The sequence below is a fragment of the Pseudomonas alvandae genome, from assembly GCF_019141525.1.
Taxonomy (GTDB): domain Bacteria; phylum Pseudomonadota; class Gammaproteobacteria; order Pseudomonadales; family Pseudomonadaceae; genus Aquipseudomonas; species Aquipseudomonas alvandae.
Window position 1 is genome coordinate 2,817,063 of record NZ_CP077080.1, and the last position, 21,205, is coordinate 2,838,267.

General features: G+C 61.8%; 16 protein-coding genes. 9 read left to right on the forward strand and 7 right to left on the reverse strand.

Annotation, left to right across the window (positions count from 1 at the left end):
- Positions 1-34 precede the first annotated feature (34 nt).
- A complete protein-coding gene (locus KSS97_RS12585) occupies positions 35-388 on the reverse strand; it encodes a hypothetical protein (protein ID WP_030142588.1) in 354 nt (117 codons plus the stop codon).
- A gap of 430 nt (positions 389-818) precedes the next feature.
- Between KSS97_RS12585 and KSS97_RS12590 the strand changes: the two genes are divergently transcribed.
- Positions 819-5,687: an NAD-glutamate dehydrogenase gene (locus tag KSS97_RS12590; RefSeq protein ID WP_217861777.1), complete on the forward strand. Its 4,869-nt coding sequence runs from the start codon at positions 819-821 to the stop codon at positions 5,685-5,687.
- 229 nt (positions 5,688-5,916) lie between these two features.
- Here KSS97_RS12590 and KSS97_RS12595 read toward each other — a convergent pair whose 3' ends face one another.
- Complete coding sequence (locus tag KSS97_RS12595) at positions 5,917-6,330, reverse strand: hypothetical protein (RefSeq protein WP_225936100.1); 414 nt, start codon at positions 6,328-6,330, stop codon at positions 5,917-5,919.
- 504 nt (positions 6,331-6,834) lie between these two features.
- Here KSS97_RS12595 and KSS97_RS12600 point away from each other — a divergent pair.
- The 3 genes from KSS97_RS12600 to KSS97_RS12610 are packed head-to-tail and all read left to right on the forward strand — an operon-like array spanning position 6,835 to position 9,729.
- Positions 6,835-7,380 carry a TRAP transporter small permease gene (locus KSS97_RS12600; protein ID WP_217861778.1) on the forward strand — a complete coding sequence of 182 codons (546 nt, stop codon included), beginning with the start codon at positions 6,835-6,837 and terminating at the stop codon, positions 7,378-7,380.
- Entirely contained in the window at positions 7,377-8,657 is a 1,281-nt protein-coding gene (locus tag KSS97_RS12605) for a TRAP transporter large permease subunit (protein WP_030142584.1), read from the forward strand. Before KSS97_RS12600 ends, KSS97_RS12605 begins: the two co-directional genes overlap by 4 nt.
- 52 nt (positions 8,658-8,709) lie before the next feature.
- Positions 8,710-9,729: a TRAP transporter substrate-binding protein gene (locus KSS97_RS12610; RefSeq protein WP_030142583.1), complete on the forward strand. Its 1,020-nt coding sequence runs from the start codon at positions 8,710-8,712 to the stop codon at positions 9,727-9,729.
- Between the two features lie 144 nt (positions 9,730-9,873).
- Here KSS97_RS12610 and KSS97_RS12615 read toward each other — a convergent pair whose 3' ends face one another.
- Positions 9,874-10,665: a transporter substrate-binding domain-containing protein gene (locus KSS97_RS12615; protein WP_217861779.1), complete on the reverse strand. Its 792-nt coding sequence runs from the start codon at positions 10,663-10,665 to the stop codon at positions 9,874-9,876.
- A 91-nt stretch (positions 10,666-10,756) separates the two neighbouring features.
- Positions 10,757-11,404, reverse strand: coding sequence for a TetR/AcrR family transcriptional regulator (locus KSS97_RS12620; RefSeq protein ID WP_030142581.1), 648 nt, complete (start codon positions 11,402-11,404; stop codon positions 10,757-10,759).
- A gap of 144 nt (positions 11,405-11,548) precedes the next feature.
- Between KSS97_RS12620 and KSS97_RS12625 the strand changes: the two genes are divergently transcribed.
- Entirely contained in the window at positions 11,549-12,778 is a 1,230-nt protein-coding gene (locus KSS97_RS12625) for an arabinose transporter (RefSeq protein ID WP_217861780.1), read from the forward strand.
- A 57-nt stretch (positions 12,779-12,835) separates the two neighbouring features.
- Positions 12,836-13,702 carry an SDR family oxidoreductase gene (locus KSS97_RS12630; RefSeq protein WP_217861781.1) on the forward strand — a complete coding sequence of 289 codons (867 nt, stop codon included), beginning with the start codon at positions 12,836-12,838 and terminating at the stop codon, positions 13,700-13,702.
- Positions 13,703-13,743: 41 nt separating this feature from the next.
- On the opposite strand, the gene KSS97_RS12635 is transcribed toward KSS97_RS12630, so the two are convergent.
- Together KSS97_RS12635 and KSS97_RS12640 are read right to left on the reverse strand one after the other, a co-directional pair.
- Entirely contained in the window at positions 13,744-14,376 is a 633-nt protein-coding gene (locus KSS97_RS12635; RefSeq protein ID WP_217861782.1) for a response regulator, read from the reverse strand.
- 31 nt (positions 14,377-14,407) lie between these two features.
- Positions 14,408-15,769, reverse strand: coding sequence for a cache domain-containing protein (locus KSS97_RS12640; protein ID WP_217861783.1), 1,362 nt, complete (start codon positions 15,767-15,769; stop codon positions 14,408-14,410).
- Between the two features lie 458 nt (positions 15,770-16,227).
- Between KSS97_RS12640 and KSS97_RS12645 the strand changes: the two genes are divergently transcribed.
- Positions 16,228-18,288, forward strand: coding sequence for a carbon starvation CstA family protein (locus KSS97_RS12645; RefSeq protein ID WP_217861784.1), 2,061 nt, complete (start codon positions 16,228-16,230; stop codon positions 18,286-18,288).
- Positions 18,289-18,303: 15 nt separating this feature from the next.
- The gene (locus tag KSS97_RS12650) at positions 18,304-18,501 is read left to right on the forward strand and encodes a YbdD/YjiX family protein (protein WP_003182142.1); all 198 of its coding nucleotides are present in this window, start codon (positions 18,304-18,306) and stop codon (positions 18,499-18,501) included.
- 391 nt (positions 18,502-18,892) lie between these two features.
- On the opposite strand, the gene KSS97_RS12655 is transcribed toward KSS97_RS12650, so the two are convergent.
- Positions 18,893-20,689, reverse strand: a complete 1,797-nt coding sequence (locus KSS97_RS12655) for a methyl-accepting chemotaxis protein (RefSeq protein ID WP_217861785.1) — start codon at positions 20,687-20,689, stop codon at positions 18,893-18,895.
- Positions 20,690-20,930: 241 nt separating this feature from the next.
- Between KSS97_RS12655 and KSS97_RS12660 the strand changes: the two genes are divergently transcribed.
- On the forward strand, positions 20,931-21,197 hold the full coding sequence (locus KSS97_RS12660) for a DUF4212 domain-containing protein (protein WP_217861786.1): 267 nt from the start codon (positions 20,931-20,933) through the stop codon (positions 21,195-21,197).
- The last annotated feature ends 8 nt before the right edge of the window (positions 21,198-21,205 follow it).

Genomic DNA, 21,205 nt, shown 5'->3' on the forward strand with positions numbered 1-21,205 from the left:
CCCAGCGGGGATAAATCCCCTCGCCACAAAGGATTCAGAGCTGGCTGATGTAGGTGCCCGTGCCCTTGAGGATGTTCTGCAAGGTCAGTTCCACTTCCGCCACGTCCGTCACGTCGGGGTTGTAGGTGATTTCCAGCACATCGTCACCGTTGAGCGCATCGGCATCCGCCGCGGCGATTTCTATTTTCAGCAGGGTCGGGCTAAGCGTGACCTTGACGCCGTCCAGCGTCGAGGGCTCGCCATCCAGCGTGATCTCCAGCTCGTCTTCGTCCGGGTAGCGGCTCATCAGGAACATGTCGCCCTGAGCGCTATGGCAGCAGAGCATGGCCATGTTGTCTTCTTCGTCGTCGCACGGGTTGGCGATCAGCAGGTCGGTGGTCATTTTCATGGATGGCTCCTGGCTCCGATGAGCCTTGCACGGGCAAAAACGCGATTCTGCCAGCCCCGACGATTTTCTGCTGGATTACCACCGCAGGGTGCCGTTTGGCCCTGGGACTGCTAGGGTTGTTCGATGCATGGCGACCAGGGAGCTAGCCGATGACCGAATATGTCGCAGCGCTGCAAGCAGGCAGGTTGTCGCACTCGTTAAGCTGCGCAACGGATGTGCACCTGCAAAGGGCATCGCGGAGTGTTTTTTGCAGGTGGTCATTACTTTGAAATTACCTGCAAAAAGGATGTGACCTGCGGGTCCCGTCCAGCTTCACCCACCTGTCATCCTGTTTCCTCTGCCCGAGAATCAGGAACGGGATGGCCGACGGCCCCGAAAGGGGTTGCACGCGACGCTACCATCAATAACAAGCCCAAGCGGAGTACCACAGATGGCGTTCTTCACCGCAGCCAGCAAAGCCGACTTCCAGCATCAACTGCAAGCGGCACTGGCGCAGCACATCAGTGAACAGGCACTGCCACAAGTGGCGCTGTTCGCTGAACAATTCTTCGGCATCATTTCCCTCGATGAACTCACCCAGCGCCGGTTGTCGGACCTCGCCGGCTGCACCCTGTCTGCCTGGCGCCTGCTTGAGCGCTTTGACCACGCGCAACCGCAGGTGCGTGTCTACAACCCCGATTACGAGCGCCACGGCTGGCAGTCGACCCACACCGCCGTCGAAGTGCTGCACCACGACCTGCCGTTCCTGGTGGATTCGGTCCGCACCGAGCTGAACCGTCGCGGCTACAGCATCCATACCCTGCAAACCACCGTCCTGAGCGTGCGTCGCGGCAGCAAGGGCGAGTTGCTGGAAATCCTGCCGAAGGGCACCCAGGGCGACGACGTGCTGCAAGAGTCGTTGATGTACCTGGAAATTGACCGCTGCGCCAACGCCGCCGAACTCAACGTCCTGAGCAAGGAACTTGAGCAAGTGCTGGGCGAAGTGCGCGTCGCCGTCGCCGACTTCGAGCCGATGAAAGCCAAGGTCCAGGAAATCCTCGCGAGCCTGGACAACAGCGCCTACGCCACCGACGCTGACGAAAAAGCCGAAATCAAGAGCTTCCTGGAATGGCTGGTGGGCAACCACTTCACGTTCCTGGGCTACGAAGAGTTCGTGGTTCGCGATGAAGCCGATGGCGGCCACATCGAATACGACCCTGAGTCCTTCCTCGGCCTGACCAAACTGCTGCGCGCCGGCCTGACCGCCGAAGACCTGCGCATCGAAGACTACGCCGTCAATTATCTGCGCGAACCGACCGTGTTGTCGTTCGCCAAGGCCGCGCACCCGAGCCGCGTGCACCGTCCGGCCTACCCGGACTACGTGTCGATCCGCGAGATCGACGCCGACGGCAAGGTCATCAAGGAATGCCGCTTCATGGGCCTGTACACCTCCTCGGTGTATGGCGAGAGCGTGCGGGTCATCCCGTACATCCGTCGCAAGGTCGCGGAAATCGAGCGTCGTTCGGGCTTCCAGGCCAAGGCGCACCTGGGCAAGGAGCTGGCCCAGGTGGTCGAAGTCCTGCCTCGCGACGACTTGTTCCAGACCCCGGTGGACGAGCTGTTCAGCACCGTCATGTCGATCGTGCAGATCCAGGAACGCAACAAGATCCGCGTGTTCCTGCGCAAGGACCCGTACGGCCGTTTCTGCTACTGCCTGGCCTACGTGCCGCGCGATATCTATTCCACCGAAGTGCGCCAGAAGATCCAGCAGGTGCTGATGGAGCGCCTGAAGGCGTCGGATTGCGAGTTCTGGACGTTCTTCTCCGAGTCCGTGCTGGCCCGCGTACAACTGATCCTGCGGGTGGATCCGAAGAACCGCATCGACATCGACCCGCTGCTGCTGGAAAAAGAAGTCGTGCAGGCCTGCCGCAGCTGGAAGGACGACTACGCGAGCCTGGTCGTCGAGAGCTTCGGCGAAGCCCAGGGCACCAACGTGCTGTCGGACTTCCCGAAAGGCTTCCCGGCCGGCTACCGCGAGCGCTTCGCCGCGCACTCGGCCGTGGTGGACATGCAACACCTGCTGAGCCTGAGTGAAACCAACCCGCTGGTGATGAGCTTCTACCAACCGTTGGGCCAGGTCTCTGGCCAGCGTGAGCTGCACTGCAAGCTGTATCACGCCGACACGCCGCTGGCGTTGTCCGACGTGCTGCCGATCCTGGAAAACCTCGGCCTGCGCGTGCTGGGCGAATTCCCGTACCGCCTGCGCCACACCAATGGCCGCGAGTTCTGGATTCATGATTTCGCGTTCACCGCCGCCGAAGGCCTGGACCTCGACATCCAGCAACTCAACGACACCTTGCAGGACGCGTTCGTCCACATCGTGCGTGGCGATGCCGAGAACGATGCGTTCAACCGCCTGGTGCTGACCGCCGGCCTGCCGTGGCGCGACGTGGCGCTGTTGCGTGCCTACGCCCGTTACCTGAAGCAGATCCGCCTGGGCTTCGACCTCGGCTACATCGCCAGCACCCTGAACAACCACACCGACATCGCTCGCGAACTGACCCGGTTGTTCAAGACCCGCTTCTACTTGGCGCGCAAGTTGACCGGCGATGACCTGGAAGACAAGCAACTGCGCCTGGAGCAAGCGATCCTCTCGGCCCTCGACGAAGTGCAGGTACTCAACGAAGACCGCATCCTGCGTCGCTACCTTGACCTGATCAAGGCGACCCTGCGGACCAACTTCTACCAGACCGACGCCAACGGCCAGAACAAGGCGTACTTCAGCTTCAAGTTCAACCCGCACCTGATTCCGGAATTGCCGAAGCCGGTGCCGAAGTTCGAAATCTTCGTCTACTCGCCACGCGTCGAAGGCGTGCACCTGCGCTTCGGCAACGTTGCCCGTGGTGGCCTGCGCTGGTCCGACCGTGAAGAAGACTACCGCACCGAAGTGCTCGGCCTGGTAAAAGCCCAGCAAGTGAAGAACTCGGTGATCGTGCCGGTGGGTGCCAAGGGCGGTTTCCTGCCGCGTCGCCTGCCATTGGGCGGCAGCCGGGACGAGATCGCGGCCGAGGGCATCGCCTGCTACCGCATCTTCATCTCGGGCCTGTTGGACATCACCGACAACCTGAAGGACGGCGCGCTGGTGCCGCCGACCAACGTCGTTCGTCATGATGACGATGACCCGTACCTGGTGGTGGCGGCGGACAAGGGCACCGCGACGTTCTCCGACATCGCCAACGGCATCGCCATCGACTACGGCTTCTGGCTGGGCGATGCGTTTGCCTCCGGCGGTTCGGCCGGTTACGACCACAAGAAAATGGGCATCACCGCCAAGGGCGCGTGGGTTGGCGTGCAGCGTCACTTCCGTGAGCGCGGCATCAATGTCCAGGAAGACAGCATCACCGTGGTGGGCGTCGGCGACATGGCCGGCGACGTGTTCGGCAACGGCTTGTTGATGTCCGACAAGCTGCAACTGGTCGCGGCCTTCAACCACCTGCACATCTTCATCGACCCGAACCCGGAACCGGCCAGCAGCTTCGCCGAGCGCAAGCGTCTGTTCGACCTGCCGCGTTCGGCCTGGACCGACTACGACACCAGCATCATGTCCGAAGGCGGCGGTATCTTCTCGCGCAGCGCGAAAAGCATCGCCATCTCGCCACAGATGAAAGAACGCTTCGACATCAAGGCCGACAAACTGACCCCGACCGAACTGCTCAACGCCTTGCTCAAGGCGCCGGTGGACCTGTTGTGGAACGGCGGTATCGGTACCTACGTCAAGGCCAGCACCGAAAGCCATGCCGATGTCGGCGACAAGGCCAACGATGCGCTGCGCGTGAACGGCAACGAACTGCGCTGCAAGGTCGTGGGCGAGGGCGGCAACCTGGGCATGACCCAACTGGGTCGCGTCGAGTTCGGCCTCAATGGCGGCGGCTCCAACACCGACTTCATCGACAACGCCGGTGGCGTGGACTGCTCCGACCACGAAGTGAACATCAAGATCCTGCTCAACGAAGTGGTGCAGGCCGGCGACATGACCGACAAGCAACGCAACCAGTTGCTGGCGAGCATGACCGACGAAGTCGGTGGCCTGGTGTTGGGCAACAACTACAAGCAGACCCAGGCCCTGTCCCTGGCGGCCCGTCGCGCGTTTGTGCGGATCGCCGAATACAAGCGCCTGATGAACGATCTGGAAGCCCGTGGCAAGCTGGACCGTGCCATCGAGTTCCTGCCGACCGAAGAGCAACTGGCCGAACGTGTCGCGGCGGGCCATGGCCTGACCCGTGCCGAACTGTCGGTGCTGATCTCCTACAGCAAGATCGACCTCAAGGAAGCGCTGCTCAACTCCCTGGTGCCGGACGATGATTACCTGACCCGCGACATGGAGACGGCTTTCCCGCCAACCCTGGTGAGCAAGTTCTCCGAGGCCATGCGTCGCCATCGCCTGAAGCGCGAGATCGTCAGCACCCAGATCGCCAACGACCTGGTCAACCACATGGGCATCACCTTCGTCCAGCGGTTGAAAGAGTCGACCGGCATGAGCCCGGCGAACGTGGCCGGTGCTTATGTGATCGTTCGGGACATCTTCCATCTCCCGCACTGGTTCCGTCAGATTGAAGCCCTGGACCACCAGGTTTCCGCCGACGTGCAACTGGAGCTGATGGACGAGCTGATGCGCCTGGGCCGTCGCGCCACGCGCTGGTTCCTGCGCAGCCGCCGCAACGAGCAGAACGCTGCCCGTGACGTCGCTCACTTCGGTCCGCACCTGGCAGCGTTGGGCCTCAAGCTCGACGAACTGCTGGAAGGCCCGACCCGCGAAGGCTGGCAGACCCGCTACCAGGCCTATGTGGCGGCCGGTGTGCCGGAATTGCTCGCGCGCATGGTTGCCGGCACTACGCACCTGTACACCTTGTTGCCGATCATCGAGGCGTCCGACGTTACCGGCCAGAACGCCGCCGACGTGGCCAAGGCCTACTTCGCCGTGGGCAGCGCCCTGGACATTACCTGGTACCTGCAACAGATCAGTGCCTTGCCGGTTGAAAACAACTGGCAGGCCCTGGCCCGTGAAGCGTTCCGCGATGACATTGACTGGCAGCAACGGGCGATCACCATCTCGGTCCTGCAGGAAGGCGACGGTAGCCAGGACGTGGAAACCCGTCTGGCGCTGTGGCTTGAGCAGCATCACGAAATGGTCGAGCGCTGGCGCGCCATGTTGGTGGACATCCGTGCCGCCAGCGGCACCGACTACGCCATGTACGCGGTTGCCAACCGCGAACTGCTGGACCTGGCGTTGAGTGGTCAGGCGGTCGTGACGGCCAACTGATCCACCGTTGAATGAAAAAACCCCGCATTGAGAGATGCGGGGTTTTTTTATGGGTGATGTTTCAGCCCATGAAGGCCAGAAAGCTCTTGTGGTGAGGGGATTTATCCCCGCTGGGCTGCGCAGCAGACCCAAATCAGGCAACTCGGTGGGCCTGTAAGACAGAGGCCAAGGCTTTAGGGCTGCTGCGCAGCCCAGCGGGGATAAATCCCCTCGCCACAGAAAACCGCTATCACACAGGGCTGCGTTCACGCAGCTCCTGCAACCGGTCAGCCCCACCTTCAGCTATGCGATTCTGGATCAGCCGATCAGAGCCACCCTCGGCTACGCGATTCTGGATCAGTCGATCGGATCCACCCTCGGCTACGCGATTCTGGATCAGTCGATCAGAGCCACCTTCAGCCACGCGATTCTGGATCAGTCGATCGGAGCCACCTTCGGCTACGCGATTCTGGATCAGTCGATCAGAGCCACCCTCGGCTACGCGATTCTCGATCAGCCGATCAGAGCCACCTTCAGCCAGTTGATGTGCGGCCTGTTCGTAAGACGACGGTGCGCTTTCGGCCGCGGCGATGTTCGACAGGGCGGCGCCGCCGACCAAGGTCAGGGCGATAGCCAGGGACGAGAGTTTCGGGAAATTGATCATGGTGGTTCTCCTTGCGCTTGATTGAGTGGACCGTGGCAGCGCAGGTGCTGCTGTCCGGTGAGTGCAGTTAAACGCGCAGGTGTATCGAGGATGTGTGCCCGAAAGGCATGAAATCAGCGAATTCGTATCAATCGGTTGCTTCTATACAGAGCGATACAAAACGCCTTGAAAAATTTCCCGGCCGACCGGAAGGCTGCAGGGCTCCCTGTAGCGATGGCCGATAATCGCACGCTAGTTCCGCCTGGATCGGTCATCCGGTCTTGCAAGGTTATTGACCGAATTAACTGGATAGTACATTTTAGCGGTCACCCAGCCTTGCCATGCCCAGGCGAGGCCATAATAAAAACAGAGGATCCCCTCATGCGTGCCCGTCAACCGAACTTGCCCTCATTGCATACCTCCCGTTCCGGAGCCTCCCGGGATATTCCAGCGTCGATCCGATAGCGCTCGCCCTGTCGCGCCGGCTGCAGGCCGGTGTCTGGTTCAACCTGTGAGGTGTTCAAGATGACAAAAGTCGTCGATCTGTATTTCAAGCTGCTCAAGTTGCTGATCGTGCTGTGCATGGTCGTGATGATCGTGCTGGTGTTCGGCAACGTCGTGTTGCGCTATGCCTTCAACTCCGGCATCAGCGTGTCGGAGGAGCTGTCGCGCTGGTTCTTCGTCTGGATGATTTTTCTCGGTGCCCTGGTGGCGCTCAAGGACCGCGCGCACCTGGGCATGAACAGCCTGGTCAAGCGCCTGCCGCCGGCAGGCAAGCGAGTTTGCCTGGTCATCGGGCACTTGCTGATGCTCTACATCTGCGGGTTGATCGTCATCGGCAGTTGGCAGCAGGCGCTCATCAACCTCAACGTGGTAGCGCCGGCTTCAGGCCTTTCGATGGCGCTGTTCTACGCCGCCGGGCTGGTGTTCGGGGTCAGCGCGACGGCCATCCTGATGTACGAACTGTACTTGGCGTTGTTCGGCAAACTGCGGGATGAAGAGTCGTTGTCGGTCGAGGAAAGCGAAGCCGCGAGCATCACCCCTGACAATCTGAAGAGTACCCGCCCATGACACTGGCCATTTTCCTCGGGTCGCTGCTGGGCAGCATGGCGCTGGGCATCCCGATTGCCTTTGCCTTGCTGGTGGTCAGCGTCGCGTTGATGTTTTACCTGGACCTGTTCGACGCCCAGATCATCGCGCAAAACCTGCTCAATGGCGCTGACAGCTTTCCCCTGATGGCGGTGCCGTTCTTCATGCTGGCCGGCGAAGTGATGAATGTCGGCGGACTGTCCAAGCGCATCGTCAACATTGCCATGGCGTTGGTGGGGCATAAGCGCGGCGGGCTGGGTTACGTCGCGATCATCGCCTCCTGCCTGCTGGCGTCGCTTTCCGGTTCGGCCGTGGCCGATGCGGCAGCGCTGGCGGCGCTGCTGGTGCCGATGATGGTCCTGGCGGGGCACAACCGTGGGCGCTCGGCCGGGTTGATCGCCGCCGGCAGCACCATTGCGCCTGTGATTCCGCCAAGCATCGGTTTCATCGTGTTCGGCGTGGCGTCCGGCGTGTCGATTTCCAAGCTGTTCCTGGCCGGTATCGTGCCTGGGTTGATGCTCGGCGTCGGGCTTGCCGCCGCCTGGTGGTTCATCTCCCGCCGTGAAAACGTCGAGACGCCACCCAAGCGTTCCCGTGCCGAAGTGCTGCGTACGCTGCTCGACGGCAGTTGGGCGATGGGCTTGCCACTGATCATCATCCTGGGCCTCAAGTTCGGCATTTTCACGCCCACGGAGGCGGCAGTGGTCGCGGCGGTCTATTCGCTGTTCGTGTCGCTGGTGATCTACCGGGAAATGAAGGTCAGCCAGCTCTACGAAGTGATCCTGTCTTCGGCCAAGACCACGTCGGTGGTGATGCTGTTGGTGGCGGCGGCCATGGTTTCATCGTGGCTGGTCACGATCGCCGACCTGCCGGGCCAGTTGGCGGACCTGCTTGCGCCGTTCATGGACAACCAGACGCTCCTGTTGCTGGTGATGATGGCGCTGATCATCCTGGTCGGTACGGTGATGGACATGACCCCGACCATCCTCATCCTGACCCCGGTATTGATGCCCGCGGTGATCCAGGCGGGGATCGACCCGGTGTACTTCGGCGTGCTGTTCCTGATCAACACTGCGATCGGCTTGATCACGCCGCCCGTGGGCACGGTGCTCAACGTGGTCTGCAGCGTGGCGAAGCTGGACTTCGAGGAAATCGTCCGCGGGGTCTGGCCGTTCATGATTGCGCAGTTTGTGGTGCTGTTGCTGTTGGTCCTGTTTCCGCAACTGGTCATGGGGCCGTTGAAATTCTTCACTGGATGACACCGGTGCTCGCTGGCTCGACCTTTAAAAACAATAATGATCGGAGAGTGACATGGGAAAACTGATGAAAACCTTGCTGGCCGGGGCCTGTGCGACGGGCTTGCTGTTGACCGGTGTAGCCAGCCACGCGGACGAGATCCGTGAGCGGACCTTGCGATTCGCCTTCCAGAACGTCAAGGAACACCCTCAGGGCCAGGGCGCGCAGAAGTTCGCCGACCTGCTCGGCGAAAAGAGCGGCGGCAAGATCAAGGTCCGCCTGTTCCCCGGTGGAACCCTGGGCGGCGACGTGCAAACGGTGTCGGCATTGCAGGGCGGGACCTTGGACATCACCGTGCTCAACTCCGGCATCCTGGCCGCCCAGGCACCGGATTACGCCATGCTCGATTTCCCTTTCCTGTTCAACAACGTCGAGGAGGCCCATGCGGTCATCGATGGGCCGGTCGGGCAGAAACTGGCGGCGCAACTGGACAGCAAGGGGTTGGTTGGGCTGGGTTACTGGGACCTGGGGTTTCGTAACCTGACCAACAGCAAGCACCCGGTGACCAAGCTCGAAGACCTGCAGGGCTTGAAGCTGCGTGTCATCCAGTCGCCGATCTACCTGGAGACGTTCACGGCCCTGGGTGCGAACCCGGTGCCGATGGCGTTTCCCGAGGTCTACACGGGTCTTGAGCAGCACACCATCGACGGCCAGGAAAACCCTTACACGGTGATTGAAGGCAACAAGTTCTACGAGGTGCAGAAGTATCTTTCCGTCACCGGCCACATCTTCAACCCGCAGTCGCTGATCATCAGCCAGAAAACCTGGAACCGCCTCAACGATGACGAAAAGGCGATGATTCGTGCCGCCGCAGCCGAAGCGCAGACCTACCAGCGTGAAGTCACCGCAGCGAGCATGGACAAGGCCAAGGCCACGTTGGCCGGTGCGATGACCGTCAACGAAATCACCCCGGCCGAGAAAGACCGCTTCCGCGAGCGCGTGCAGCCGGTGATCGACAAGTTCGCCAAATCGTTGGATGGGGATCTGGTAAAGATGATGTATGACGAGATCGCCAAGGTGCGGGCGGGGCAGTGAGACGAATGGGTCATCCCTGAACAGACCCAATCCTGTGGGAGCGAGCTTGCTCGCGATGGCGTCAGGTCAGTCACATCAGTTTTGACTGATATACCGCTATCGCGAGCAAGCTCGCTCCCACAGGTTTTGTGTTTGTGAATGCGGTTATTGGGCAGCCGGCACCGCCAGCCACTGCCCAATCACCTTCTGGTAGCTGCCATTGGCCTTGCTCAGGTGCAGCCACTGGTCGACGTACATTTTCCAGGTGTTGTCGTCACGGGGCAGCAGGTAGGCTTTCTCGCCATATTGCAGGTAGTGCGTCGGGTTGACGGCGCACAGGCCGGGCTTGAGTTTCTGCTGGTAGAGCGCTTCCGAGGCGTCGGTGATCATGACGTCGGCGCGTTTCTCCAACAGCTCCTGGAAGATCGTCACGTTGTCATGGAAGGCCAACTGGCCCTTGGGCAGGAACGCCCGCACGAAGGCTTCGTTGGTGCCGCCGGCCGGCTCGACGAGGCGTACCGAAGGCTGGTTCAGCTGCTCGATGGTCTGGTAGCGCGACTGATCTTCGCAACGCACCAGCGGGATCTTGCCGTCGACGTCCAGGGTGTTGCTGAAATAGGCCTTCTTCTGGCGTTCCAGGGTGACCGAAATCCCGCCCATGCCGACGTCGCATTTGCCGGCCAGCATGTCTGGCATCAGGGTTTTCCAGGTGGTCTGGATCCACTGCACCTTGACGCCCAGGCTGGTGGCGAGTGAGCGGGCCATGTCGATGTCGATGCCTTCGTATTCCCCCGATTCGGCCTTGTAGGTGTAGGGCTTGTAGTCGCCCGTCGTGCACACCCGCAATTCACCCTGCTCAAGGATTCGATCCAGATGTGACGGGGCAGGCTCGGCCAATGCACTGCCGCAGAGCGCCAGCAGGCCACAGAACGTCATCGTGCTTGTTATGGTTTTCATAAGGATGGGACGTCTCGCAAGGGAAGGGGACAAGACGACGGAGTGTAGTAAAACTGCCGGCGGGCTGTCACCGGAACGCCGAGGCGAATGATCAGCCTGAGGGGGTATCGAGCGCCCGCAGGTTTTCCAGGTAGGCGCAGAACATATCGGCCATGGCAGCGGCATACGCCTGGACTTCTTGCCGCGTGCGGGGCGTTGCCGAAAACCGTTTCCCCACGGAGCTGAGGGTCGCGATGATCAGCTCCCCGGCCAGGGCGCGGGTCTGCACGCCGGCATCCGGCAGCACCTGCTGCATGAACGCGTCCACCGATGCCTGCACCGAACTGCGCGCCGCCTGGTGCTCAGGCGCATCCCGATAAAGCGGCGCGGCGTCGTTGAGTGCGACGCGGATCTGGGCTTCGTCGCACTCGGATTGGATGAAGGCTTGCACAAGGGTTCGCAGCCGCTCCAGGGGCGGCTTGGCAGGATCTTCCAGGATGTCTCGCAACATATCGCTGGTCTGTCGCCATTCATCGCTTTGCAGCCGGAACAGGATCGCGGCCTTGTTCGGAAAGTACTGATACACCGACCCGACGCTCACGCCCGCCCGCTCGGCAACACGGGCCACGGTGAAACGTGGGGCGCCCTGCGTCGCCAAAACCTGAACAGCTGCCTCCAGGACCGCCGCCACGAGCTCGGTGGACCGAGCCTGTTTCGGTTGTTTGCGCGAGGAAATCTGCGGGCTTGGGCGTTCGGACATGAAGGTAATCACCGGGAAAAAGGAATGCGAATAGGAAATGCGACGGATTATTCGTATCTTGAATGCGACTAATTGATCGCATTCTAGTCGGCTGCAGGAGCAGCGTTCAACTTCGCATCGCGTCCCTTTCCGCAGGTAAGGTTTATGACTCAAGAAACTCTTCATCACGGCGCCGCTGCGGCGCCTCAGGCAACGGTCGAGGCCAATCCGGTGCTCAGGCTGTTGCCGCTCACGTTGACCGTGTTCATCGGTTTTCTCACCATCGGCCTGCAATTGCCGGTCTTGCCGCTTCACCTGCACGACACGCTTGGGATGGGCACGTTGGTGATCGGCCTGGTGGTCGGCGCGCAGTTCGCCGCGGCGTTGTTGTCGCGGGCCTGGGCCGGCAATTTTGCCGACATGCGCGGCGGCAAGCGCGCGGTCATGGTCGGGCTGGTGACGGCGGCGGTTTCCGCGCTGGTGTACCTGCTGTCCCTGGCATTCGTGGCCACGCCGGTGTTGTCGGTCTGGCTGTTGTTGGTGGGCCGCGTGTTGCTGGCGGTTGGCGAAAGCCTTGTGGTTACCGGCGCGTTGGGGTGGGGTATCGGCCTGGTGGGGCCGCAGCACGCTGGCAAGGTCATGGCCTGGAATGGCATCGCCATGTACGGCGCATTCGCCTTGGGCGCTCCGCTTGGCGTGGCGCTCAATTCGGGCTGGGGATTCATGGGCATCGTCGTGGCATCGATGTTCATCCCGCTGTTGGCCTTGGCGGTTGTCGCCGGTGTCCGCGCCGTTGCCCCGACGGCGACCCGGCGAACACCGTTCTACAAGATGCTCGGCGCCGTGTGGGTGCCCGGCATGGGCCTGGCGTTTTGCAGCGTCGGCTTTGGCGTCCTCACGGCGTTCATTGCCCTGTTGTTCGCGGCGAGGGATTGGGGCAATGCGTCGCTGGCCTTCACGGCGTTCGGCCTGGCATTCATCGGTGCACGGCTGCTGTTCGGGCATCTCCCGGACAGGATCGGCGGTGCCCGTGTCGCGCTGGTCTGCGTGGTGATCGAGGCTGTGGGGCTGTTGCTGATCTGGGACGCCGATACGGCATTCGTCGCCTATGTCGGCGCGGCGTTTACCGGCTTCGGTTATTCCCTGGCATTCCCCGGTTTCGGCGTCGAAGCGGTGCGGCGTGCTCCGCCGCAGTCACGCGGCCTGGCCATGGGCGCCTATGTTGCATTCCTGGATATTTCCCTGGGTATCACCAGCCCGCTGGCCGGTGTGCTGGCCAGTGGTTGGGGCATCGAGGCGGTTTACCTGGGCGCTGCCGTCGCCGTTGCCTTGTCGTTCGGGGTGGCCTTGATGCTGCTCGGAAGCCGGGAAATACAAGTTCAATACAAATCCTGAGCCTTGTTCAGGTTATAGAAGACTTTCGATCGCTTTTTTCAGACAGGAGCGTTGCTCATGCACGTATTCGTTACCGGTGCCACGGGCTGGGTTGGATCGGCCGTGGTGCGGGATCTGCTCGGCGCCGGGCATCAGGTCAGCGGCCTGGCCCGTTGCCAGGAAAAGGCTGCCGCGCTGGCCGCCACTGGCGCAAAGGTGGTTCGAGGAACGTTGGATGACTTGGATGTTCTGCACAGCGCAGCCTCGGCGGCGGATGCGGTGATTCACACCGCGTTCAATCATGATTTTTCACGATTTGCCGAAAATGCCGAGCAAGACCGCCGCGCGATCCTGGCATTGGGCGGCGCGTTGCGAGGCTCCGAGCGGCCTTTATTGGTGACCTCGGGCTTGTTCGGATTGACCCGGGGCGCCAGTGAGCTGGAAGTGGTCAGCCCGGCCTCGCCCCGCAAGTCGGAAGCCACGGCGAGGGACCTGGCCGAGCGCGGCGTGCGGGTGGCGACTGTGCGGCTGGCGCCCTCGGTCCATGGTGCCGGCGACCATGGGTTCGTACCGATCCTGATTCGCCTGGCCCGGGAGAAGGGCGTATCGGCTTACCCCGGCGACGGCAGCCATTGCTGGTCGGGCGTGCATCGGCTGGATGCGGCACGGGTCTATCGGCTGGCGCTGGAGCAGGGCGTCACTCAGTCGGTCTACCACGCCGTGGCCGACGAAGCGGTGCCGTTCAAGGACATTGCCCAGGCAATAGGACGTGGCTTGGGTGTGCCGGTCGAATCCCGCGAGCGCGAGCATTTCGGCTGGTTCGCGCACATGGCGAGCGCGAACATGGCGGTGTCCAGCGAGTACACCCGTGGCTTGTTGGATTGGATGCCGAGCGGGCCGGGGTTGTTGACGGATCTTGAAAACCCTGGCTATTACGCTGCATGAATAACCGTGGCGAGGGAGCAAGCTCCCTCGCCACAGGGGGATCAGCGGGGAATGATCCCGTGATCGATCGCGTATTTCGCCAGGGCCGCAGGCTTGTCGATGTTGAGCTTGCGGCGGATGCTCAGGCGGTGGGTCTCGACGGTGCGTACGCTGATGTCCAGTTCGCGGGCCATTTCCTTGTTGTTGAGCCCCTGGACCATCTTCGCCAGCACCTGGCTCTCGCGTGGCGTCAGCTCGCTGTCGGTGCTCGGGTCGGTGGCCAGGCGCTGGGCAATCTCGGCGCTGTAGAAAGTGCCGCCGCCGATGATGGCCTCGATGGCGGCGATGATTTCCTTCGACGGCGAATTCTTCAGGACGTAGCCGCTGGCACCGGCGCGCACGGATTCGCTGACGTATTCATGATTGTCGTACATGCTCAGGATCAGGATCTTCAGGCCAGGGTATTGCTTGCCCAACTGCCGGGTCAGCTCGAGGCCGTTCATGTCCTTGAGGCCGATGTCCATCAGCAGCAAGTCCGGTTGGCAACGCCCGACCATTTCGATCGCCTGCACGCCGTTCTCCGCTTCGCCGACCACGTCCAGCCGGGGCATGACGGACAGCAAGGCGCGGATGCCATCGCGGACCAGGGCGTGATCATCGACCAACGCGACGCGTATGGCGGGGGGCAGGTTCATCGGCAGGTGCTCTTGGTGGTGTAGGCGCGCATCAGCTTTCCGTGGCCGGCATGGTCATGGGCAGCAGGATATCCAGTTCGCTTCGTCCCGGCACCGATGTCATCTCCAGCCGCCCGCCAAAATGCTCGACTCGCTCGCGGATATTACGCAGGCCAATGCCGGCATGGCCACGTTCGACCTGCGGGACGTTGAAGCCCATTCCGTCGTCCACCACGGTCAGGCGCAAGGACTGGCCCGAGCCGAACAGGGTGATGGCGACACGTTTCGCCCCGGCATGCCGCTCGATGTTGGTCAGCGCTTCCTGGGCGATGCGGAACAGCGAGACCGGTGCGCCGTTTTCCAGGCGACAGTCGAATTCGTTGCTTCGGTAAGACACTTCCAGGCCGCTGCGCTGCTCGAATTCGGCCGCGAGCTGGCCGATGGCGGCGGGCAGGCCCAGGGTGTCGAGCAATGAGGAGCGCAGATCATGGGAGATGCTACGGATTTCGCCGATGGCTTCGCCCAGTCGGTCCGTGGCGTTCTTCAGGATGCCCAGGCCATTTTCCTGGCCGTTCTCGATGACATGGCTGGCGAGTTCGAACTGAAACTTGATCGACACCAGCAATTGGCTGATGCCGTCGTGCAGTTCGCGGGACACCCGTGAGCGTTCTTCCTCTTGAAGGCTGACGATGCGCTGGTTCAGGCGCTGCAGTTTCTTGTCAGCCAGGCGATGTTCGCTGACGTTGAGGGTGATGCCGCCGGCAAACACCAGCAGCACCGCTATCAGGGCGACGGCGGCGATGGCTTGCATGGTGGTGTGGATGCCTTGGGCCACTTCGTCGCGGGCCTGTTGGGTGGCGCGTTCGACGTCTTCCAGGTAGATCCCGGTGCCGAGCATCCAGCCCCAGCGATCCAGCATCACGACGTAGGCCAACTTTTCGGTCACCTGGCCGGAGGAGGGTTTGTTCCAGGCATAACGCTGGAAGCCTTCGCCGGATTCGGCGCTCTTGATCAACGCCTGGATGACTGGCAGGCCGTGGGGATCCTTCATGTCCCAAAGGTATTGCCCCACCAGTTCCGACTGCCGGGCATGCATCAGGCTGCGGCCTTGACGGTCGTAGACGAAGAAATAACCGTTGATGCCAAAACTGAGCTTGCGCAGCTCTTCCAGCACTTGCTGCTGCGCCCGCGCGTCGCCCTTGCCGTCGTCATACAGCGGGGCGATCAGGCTTTGCGCCATTTCCACGTAGTTCTTCAGCTCGGCGCGCTTGCTCGCCAGGATACTGTCTTCGATCAGTTGCGCCTGCTGGTCACCCAGTTGGCGGTTGAGCGAGATGACCAAGGCGCCGATGACAGCAATCGCCAGGACCAACGGCAGGATCCCCAGGGCGACGATCTTGTGTTTGAGCAGCATCTGTACTCCTGTCCGGACTCGGCGGGGAGGTGGATGGCGGGCATCATATGCCAAACCTGTGTGCGCTCAACAATCCTACCGGATACGGAGCTCAAAACTGTGGGAGCGAGCTTGCTCGCGATAGCGGCGTTTCAGTCAATGAAGTGTTGGCTGAAGATCCGCCATCGCGAGCAAGCTCGCTCCCACAGGGGGATTTAGCGAGTCCGCAAATCCCGAGCCCACCCCAAAACAACTGTGGGAGCGAGCTTGCTCGCGAAGGCGGTGGGTCAGGCAGATCATCATTAACTGACACTCCGCTTTCGCGAGCAGGCTCGCTCCCACAAGGGAATCGGGGTTCTACGTAGTACTACGGATTTATTTATTGACGGCATGCAGGGATATTGGGCCGGCTCCGAATAGCCGGGGCACACTATAAAAACAATCGCCGCAATCCTCTGGATATCGGCAGGAGACACGCAATGACAACCCGTCTGGTTAAACACCTCGCCTGGTTTGCCGTGGCTGTTCTGGGAGCCTGTGCGCTGAGCGTCGTGGCCTTGCGCCGCGGAGAGCCGATCAACGCCCTCTGGATCGTCGTCGCGGCAGTCGCCATCTACCTGGTCGCCTACCGCTACTACAGCCTCTTCATCGCCAACAACGTGATGCAACTCGATGCGCGCCGGGCCACGCCTGCCGTGCTCAACAACGATGGCCTGGACTACGTCCCGACCAACAAACACATTCTTTTCGGCCACCACTTCGCGGCCATTGCCGGCGCGGGGCCGCTGGTCGGGCCGGTGCTGGCGGCGCAGATGGGCTACCTGCCCGGCACGCTCTGGCTGATCGCCGGCGTGGTGCTGGCCGGTGCGGTGCAGGACTTCATGGTCCTGTTCCTCTCCACCCGGCGCAACGGGCGCTCCCTGGGCGACATGGTGCGCGAGGAAATGGGCCGCATTCCCGGCACCATCGCGCTGTTCGGCTGCTTCCTGATCATGATCATCATCCTCGCGGTGCTGGCGCTGATCGTGGTCAAGGCCCTGGCCGAGAGCCCGTGGGGGATCTTCACGGTGATGGCGACCATCCCGATCGCGATGTTCATGGGCATCTACATGCGCTACATCCGCCCGGGCCGCATCGGTGAAATCTCGGTCATCGGCGTGCTGTTGCTGCTGGGTTCGATCTGGCTGGGCGGGCAAATCGCCGCCGACCCGGTCTGGGCCAAGGCCTTCACCTTCACCGGGATCCAGATCACCTGGATGCTGATCGGCTACGGTTTTGTCGCGGCGGTGCTGCCGGTGTGGCTGATCCTCGCGCCACGGGACTACCTGTCGACCTTCCTGAAGATCGGCACCATCGTCGCCCTGGCGATCGGCATCCTGGTGACCATGCCCGAGCTGAAAATGCCGGCGCTGACCCAGTTCACCGACGGCACCGGGCCGGTGTGGAAGGGCGGCCTGTTCCCGTTCCTGTTCATCACCATCGCCTGCGGCGCGGTCTCGGGCTTCCACGCGCTGATCTCCTCGGGCACCACGCCCAAGCTGCTGGATAACGAAACCAACGCTCGCTACATCGGTTACGGCGGCATGCTGATGGAATCCTTCGTGGCCATCATGGCGATGGTTGCTGCCTCGGTGATCGAACCGGGCGTGTACTTCGCCATGAACAGCCCGGCGGCGATCGTCGGCGGTGACGTGGTGGCCGTGGCCCAGACCGTCAGCAGCTGGGGTTTCGCAATCACCCCCGACGCGCTGCAAGCGGTGGCCAAGGACATCGGCGAGACCACCGTGCTGGCCCGTGCCGGCGGTGCGCCGACCCTGGCGGTCGGGATCGCGCAGATCCTGCACTCGGTGCTGCCGGGTGAAAACACCATGGCGTTCTGGTACCACTTCGCGATCCTGTTCGAAGCGCTGTTCATCCTCACCGCGGTGGACGCCGGCACCCGTGCCGGGCGCTTCATGCTCCAGGACCTGCTCGGCTCGTTCGTGCCTTCGCTCAAGCGCACCGAATCCTGGCCCGCCAACCTGATCGCCACCGCCGGCTGCGTCGCGCTGTGGGGCTACTTGCTGTACCAGGGCGTGATCGACCCGCTGGGCGGCATCAACACCTTGTGGCCGCTGTTCGGCATCTCCAACCAGATGCTGGCCGGTATCGCCCTGATGCTCGCCACCGTGGTGCTGATCAAGATGAAGCGCCAGCGCTACGTCTGGGTCACGCTGCTGCCGGCGGCCTGGCTGCTGATCTGCACCACCACCGCGGGCCTGATCAAGCTGTTCGACGCCAACCCGGCGATCGGCTTCCTGGCCCTGGCGCGCAAATACAACGATGCCCTGGCCGCCGGCCAGATCCTGGCCCCGGCCAAGAGCATCGAGCAGATGCAGCACGTGGTGTTCAACGCCTACACCAACGCAACGCTGACGGTGTTGTTCCTGTTCGTGGTCTTCAGCATCCTGTTCTACGCGCTCAAGGTCGGCATCGCCGCCTGGGGCACGAAGGAACGCACGGACAAAGAAGCGCCATTCCAGGCCGTGCCGGACGCTTGATAGGGGATTGCAACGATGTTCAATGACTTGAGTCGCCTCGGTAAATACCTCGGTCAGGCCGCCCGCCTGATGGTCGGCATGCCCGACTACGACAACTACGTCGAGCACATGCAAACCAAGCACCCGGACAAGCCGATGATGGACTACGAGGCGTTCTTCCGCGAACGCCAGGAGGCCCGTTACGGCGGCAAGGGTGGGCCGAAGTGCTGTTGAACTGAGTCTATCCCACAGTTGTTTTGGGCTGGTCTCAAGATTTGTGTACACCACCGTTCCCCTGTGGGAGCGAGCTTGCTCGCGAAAGCGGAGTGTCAGTCAACGATAATTCGGCTGACCTGACGCCATCGCGAGCAAGCCCGCTCTCACGGTTGTTTTTGGGTGGTTTCGAGATTTGCGTGCACACCGATTCCCCTGTGGGAGCGAGCCTGCTCGCGAAAGCGGAGTGTCAGTTAACGATGATTCGGCTGACCCGACGCCTTCGCGAGCAGGCTCGCTCCCACAGTTGGTTTGGGTTGGCCTCAGGATTTGCGTACACCACAAATTCCTTGTGGTGAGGGAGCAAGCTCCGTCGCCACAGGGCCGTTGTCTGGCTTGATTCCGGTGTTGATCAATCGGCCAACAACACCGCCGCATCGAAGCCTACCCGCAGGTTGCCCCAGTGACGACCGCCGAAGAAGAACGGCACGTCGATCTCGGTCATGATTTCGCCGGTGTCGCGCAGGTAGGTCTGCAGCAGGAAGCGCTGGACGTTGCCCGCCGCGCGCAGGCCGATCGGGTCGTTGAAGATCCGCTTGTTGCGGCACACCGGGAGGTCGACGGCGCGGTCGCCGGTCGGTGGCTTGGAGACCCAGCTGTTGTTGACCGGGCAATAACCCTTCGTATCGACAATGAACGAGACCTTGCCGCCCGGGGTGCTGCGGGTGAGCTTGTCGCATTCTTCCTGGCAGACCCGGGCAAAGCGCTCGGTGTAGCTAGTCATGTACTGCTTGGGATCGGTGCCCTGAATCAGTTGGTAATTCTGGTCGAACAGGTTGACGCCCTCGTCCTGCAACGCCTGCAGATGAAGCTGCAGCGTGTCGCGGCATTCGCTGGCGCGGGTGATGGCGGCGTCCAGCTTGCCGTGGCCGAGCACGAAGCGGCCCAACAGCGTCTGGACCTTCTCGGCCACGCCGGACAGGTCGCGGGTGGCGGTGGCCGATTGCTGCATGCGCTGGTCGATCGACTGGCTGTCGGCGTGGATCTGCGTGACGCGTTCGTTGATGCCGGTGTTGGTGTCGGCGAATTGCTGGATGTGATCGGCAATGTCGGCCAGCTTGCCGTTAGTGGATTCGAAGTCGACGATCATGCTTTCGAAATGACCGGACGCGCGCTCCACGACTTTCTGGGTTTCCCGGGCGCTGTGGCTGATCTGAGTGGTCTGCTCGTGGGTCGAGCTGACTTCCTGGAGCATGGCGTCGATGTTGCGCGAGATGTCGTCGGTGGCCCGGCTGACGTTCTGCGCCAGGTTGCGCACTTCATCGGCCACCACCGCAAAGCCCCGGCCACTTTCCCCGGCACGCGCGGCTTCGATGGCGGCGTTGAGGGCCAGCAGGTTGGTCTGGGCGGAAATCTGCTGGATCAGGCCGACAATCGACTTGATGCTCGAGGAGCGCTGGTTAAGGGCGTCCACCAGCCCGGCGAATTCGCCGAGGCTGCTGGAGATCTCGCTGATGTTGCCGGTCACTTCCAGCAGCTCGGCGTAGGAATCGCGGGCCATGCTCAGGTTCTGCGCGGTGGTGCCGGAGATGCCTTGGGTCTGGCGCGACACCTCTTCGATACGGCCCACGGCGGTATTGCTCTGCTCCATCACTTCCTTGGCGAAACGCGCCTGGTGGGTCGCGCTGTCGCTGGAGTCGCTGATGTTCTTCAACGAGCGGGCCGACTCGACGGCAATGTGCACCGTCAACGCCTGGACGTTGCTGATGATCTCGCGCTGCTTGGCCAGGAAGCGGTTGCAGGTCGCGGCCAGCGTGCGGATTTCATCGTGGGTGACCAGCGGCAGGTCCTTGGACAAGTCGCCCTCGCCATTGGCGATCTCTTCCAGGGCCTTGGTCATGGCGGTGACGGGGCGCACGATGAGGTGGCGGAAATACCAGACCATGAAACTGATCATGCCCAGCGTCAGGACCGTACCGAAGAGCAGGGCGTGGGTGAGGCTGTCGAGCCGGCCTTCGATTTGCGCCAGCAGCGCCGCGTCCAGCTGGGCCGTGCGCAACTGCAGGAGAATATCGGCGCGGGCGCTGAGGGCCACCCAATACAACAGCCCACTGACCGCGACCAACAGGAAAAGGCTTGAGAGCTTTTTGGTGAGGGTATCGAAAAACTGCATCTCGATAGACTCATACAAGGCCTTTAACGTCTGCATCACAGCTCCAGGAAAAAAAAGATTCGATGGCATACATTCGACCGATAACGGCAAAGCTTTAGGGCGTTTGGGCGATTTGATATCACCCTGGAATGCTGGCGCGGGTGGACTCCGACTTTTCGGTGCGGCAGGAATGTCAATACCTGTTGTTGCGAATTAGACCAAAATCGTACTAGCGCCTTGCCCGGCGACTGCTACGGTTTCAAGTGCAAAACAATAACAACAAACAAGAGGGCGCCCCATGTCCACTGAAAAACAACAGGCTGCGCGTGCCTACTGGGCGGAAAACCTACGCTGGATGCTGGTCTTGCTGGCCATCTGGTTCGTGGTGTCGTTCGGTTTTGGCATCTTGCTGGTCGACTCACTCAATACCATCAGTTTCTTCGGCACGCCCCTGGGGTTCTGGTTTGCCCAGCAGGGATCCATCTACGTCTTTGTGCTCGAGATCTTCTTCTATGTCTGGAAGATGAATCAGCTCGATCGTAAATATGACGTTCACGAAGACTGAGGGCGGCG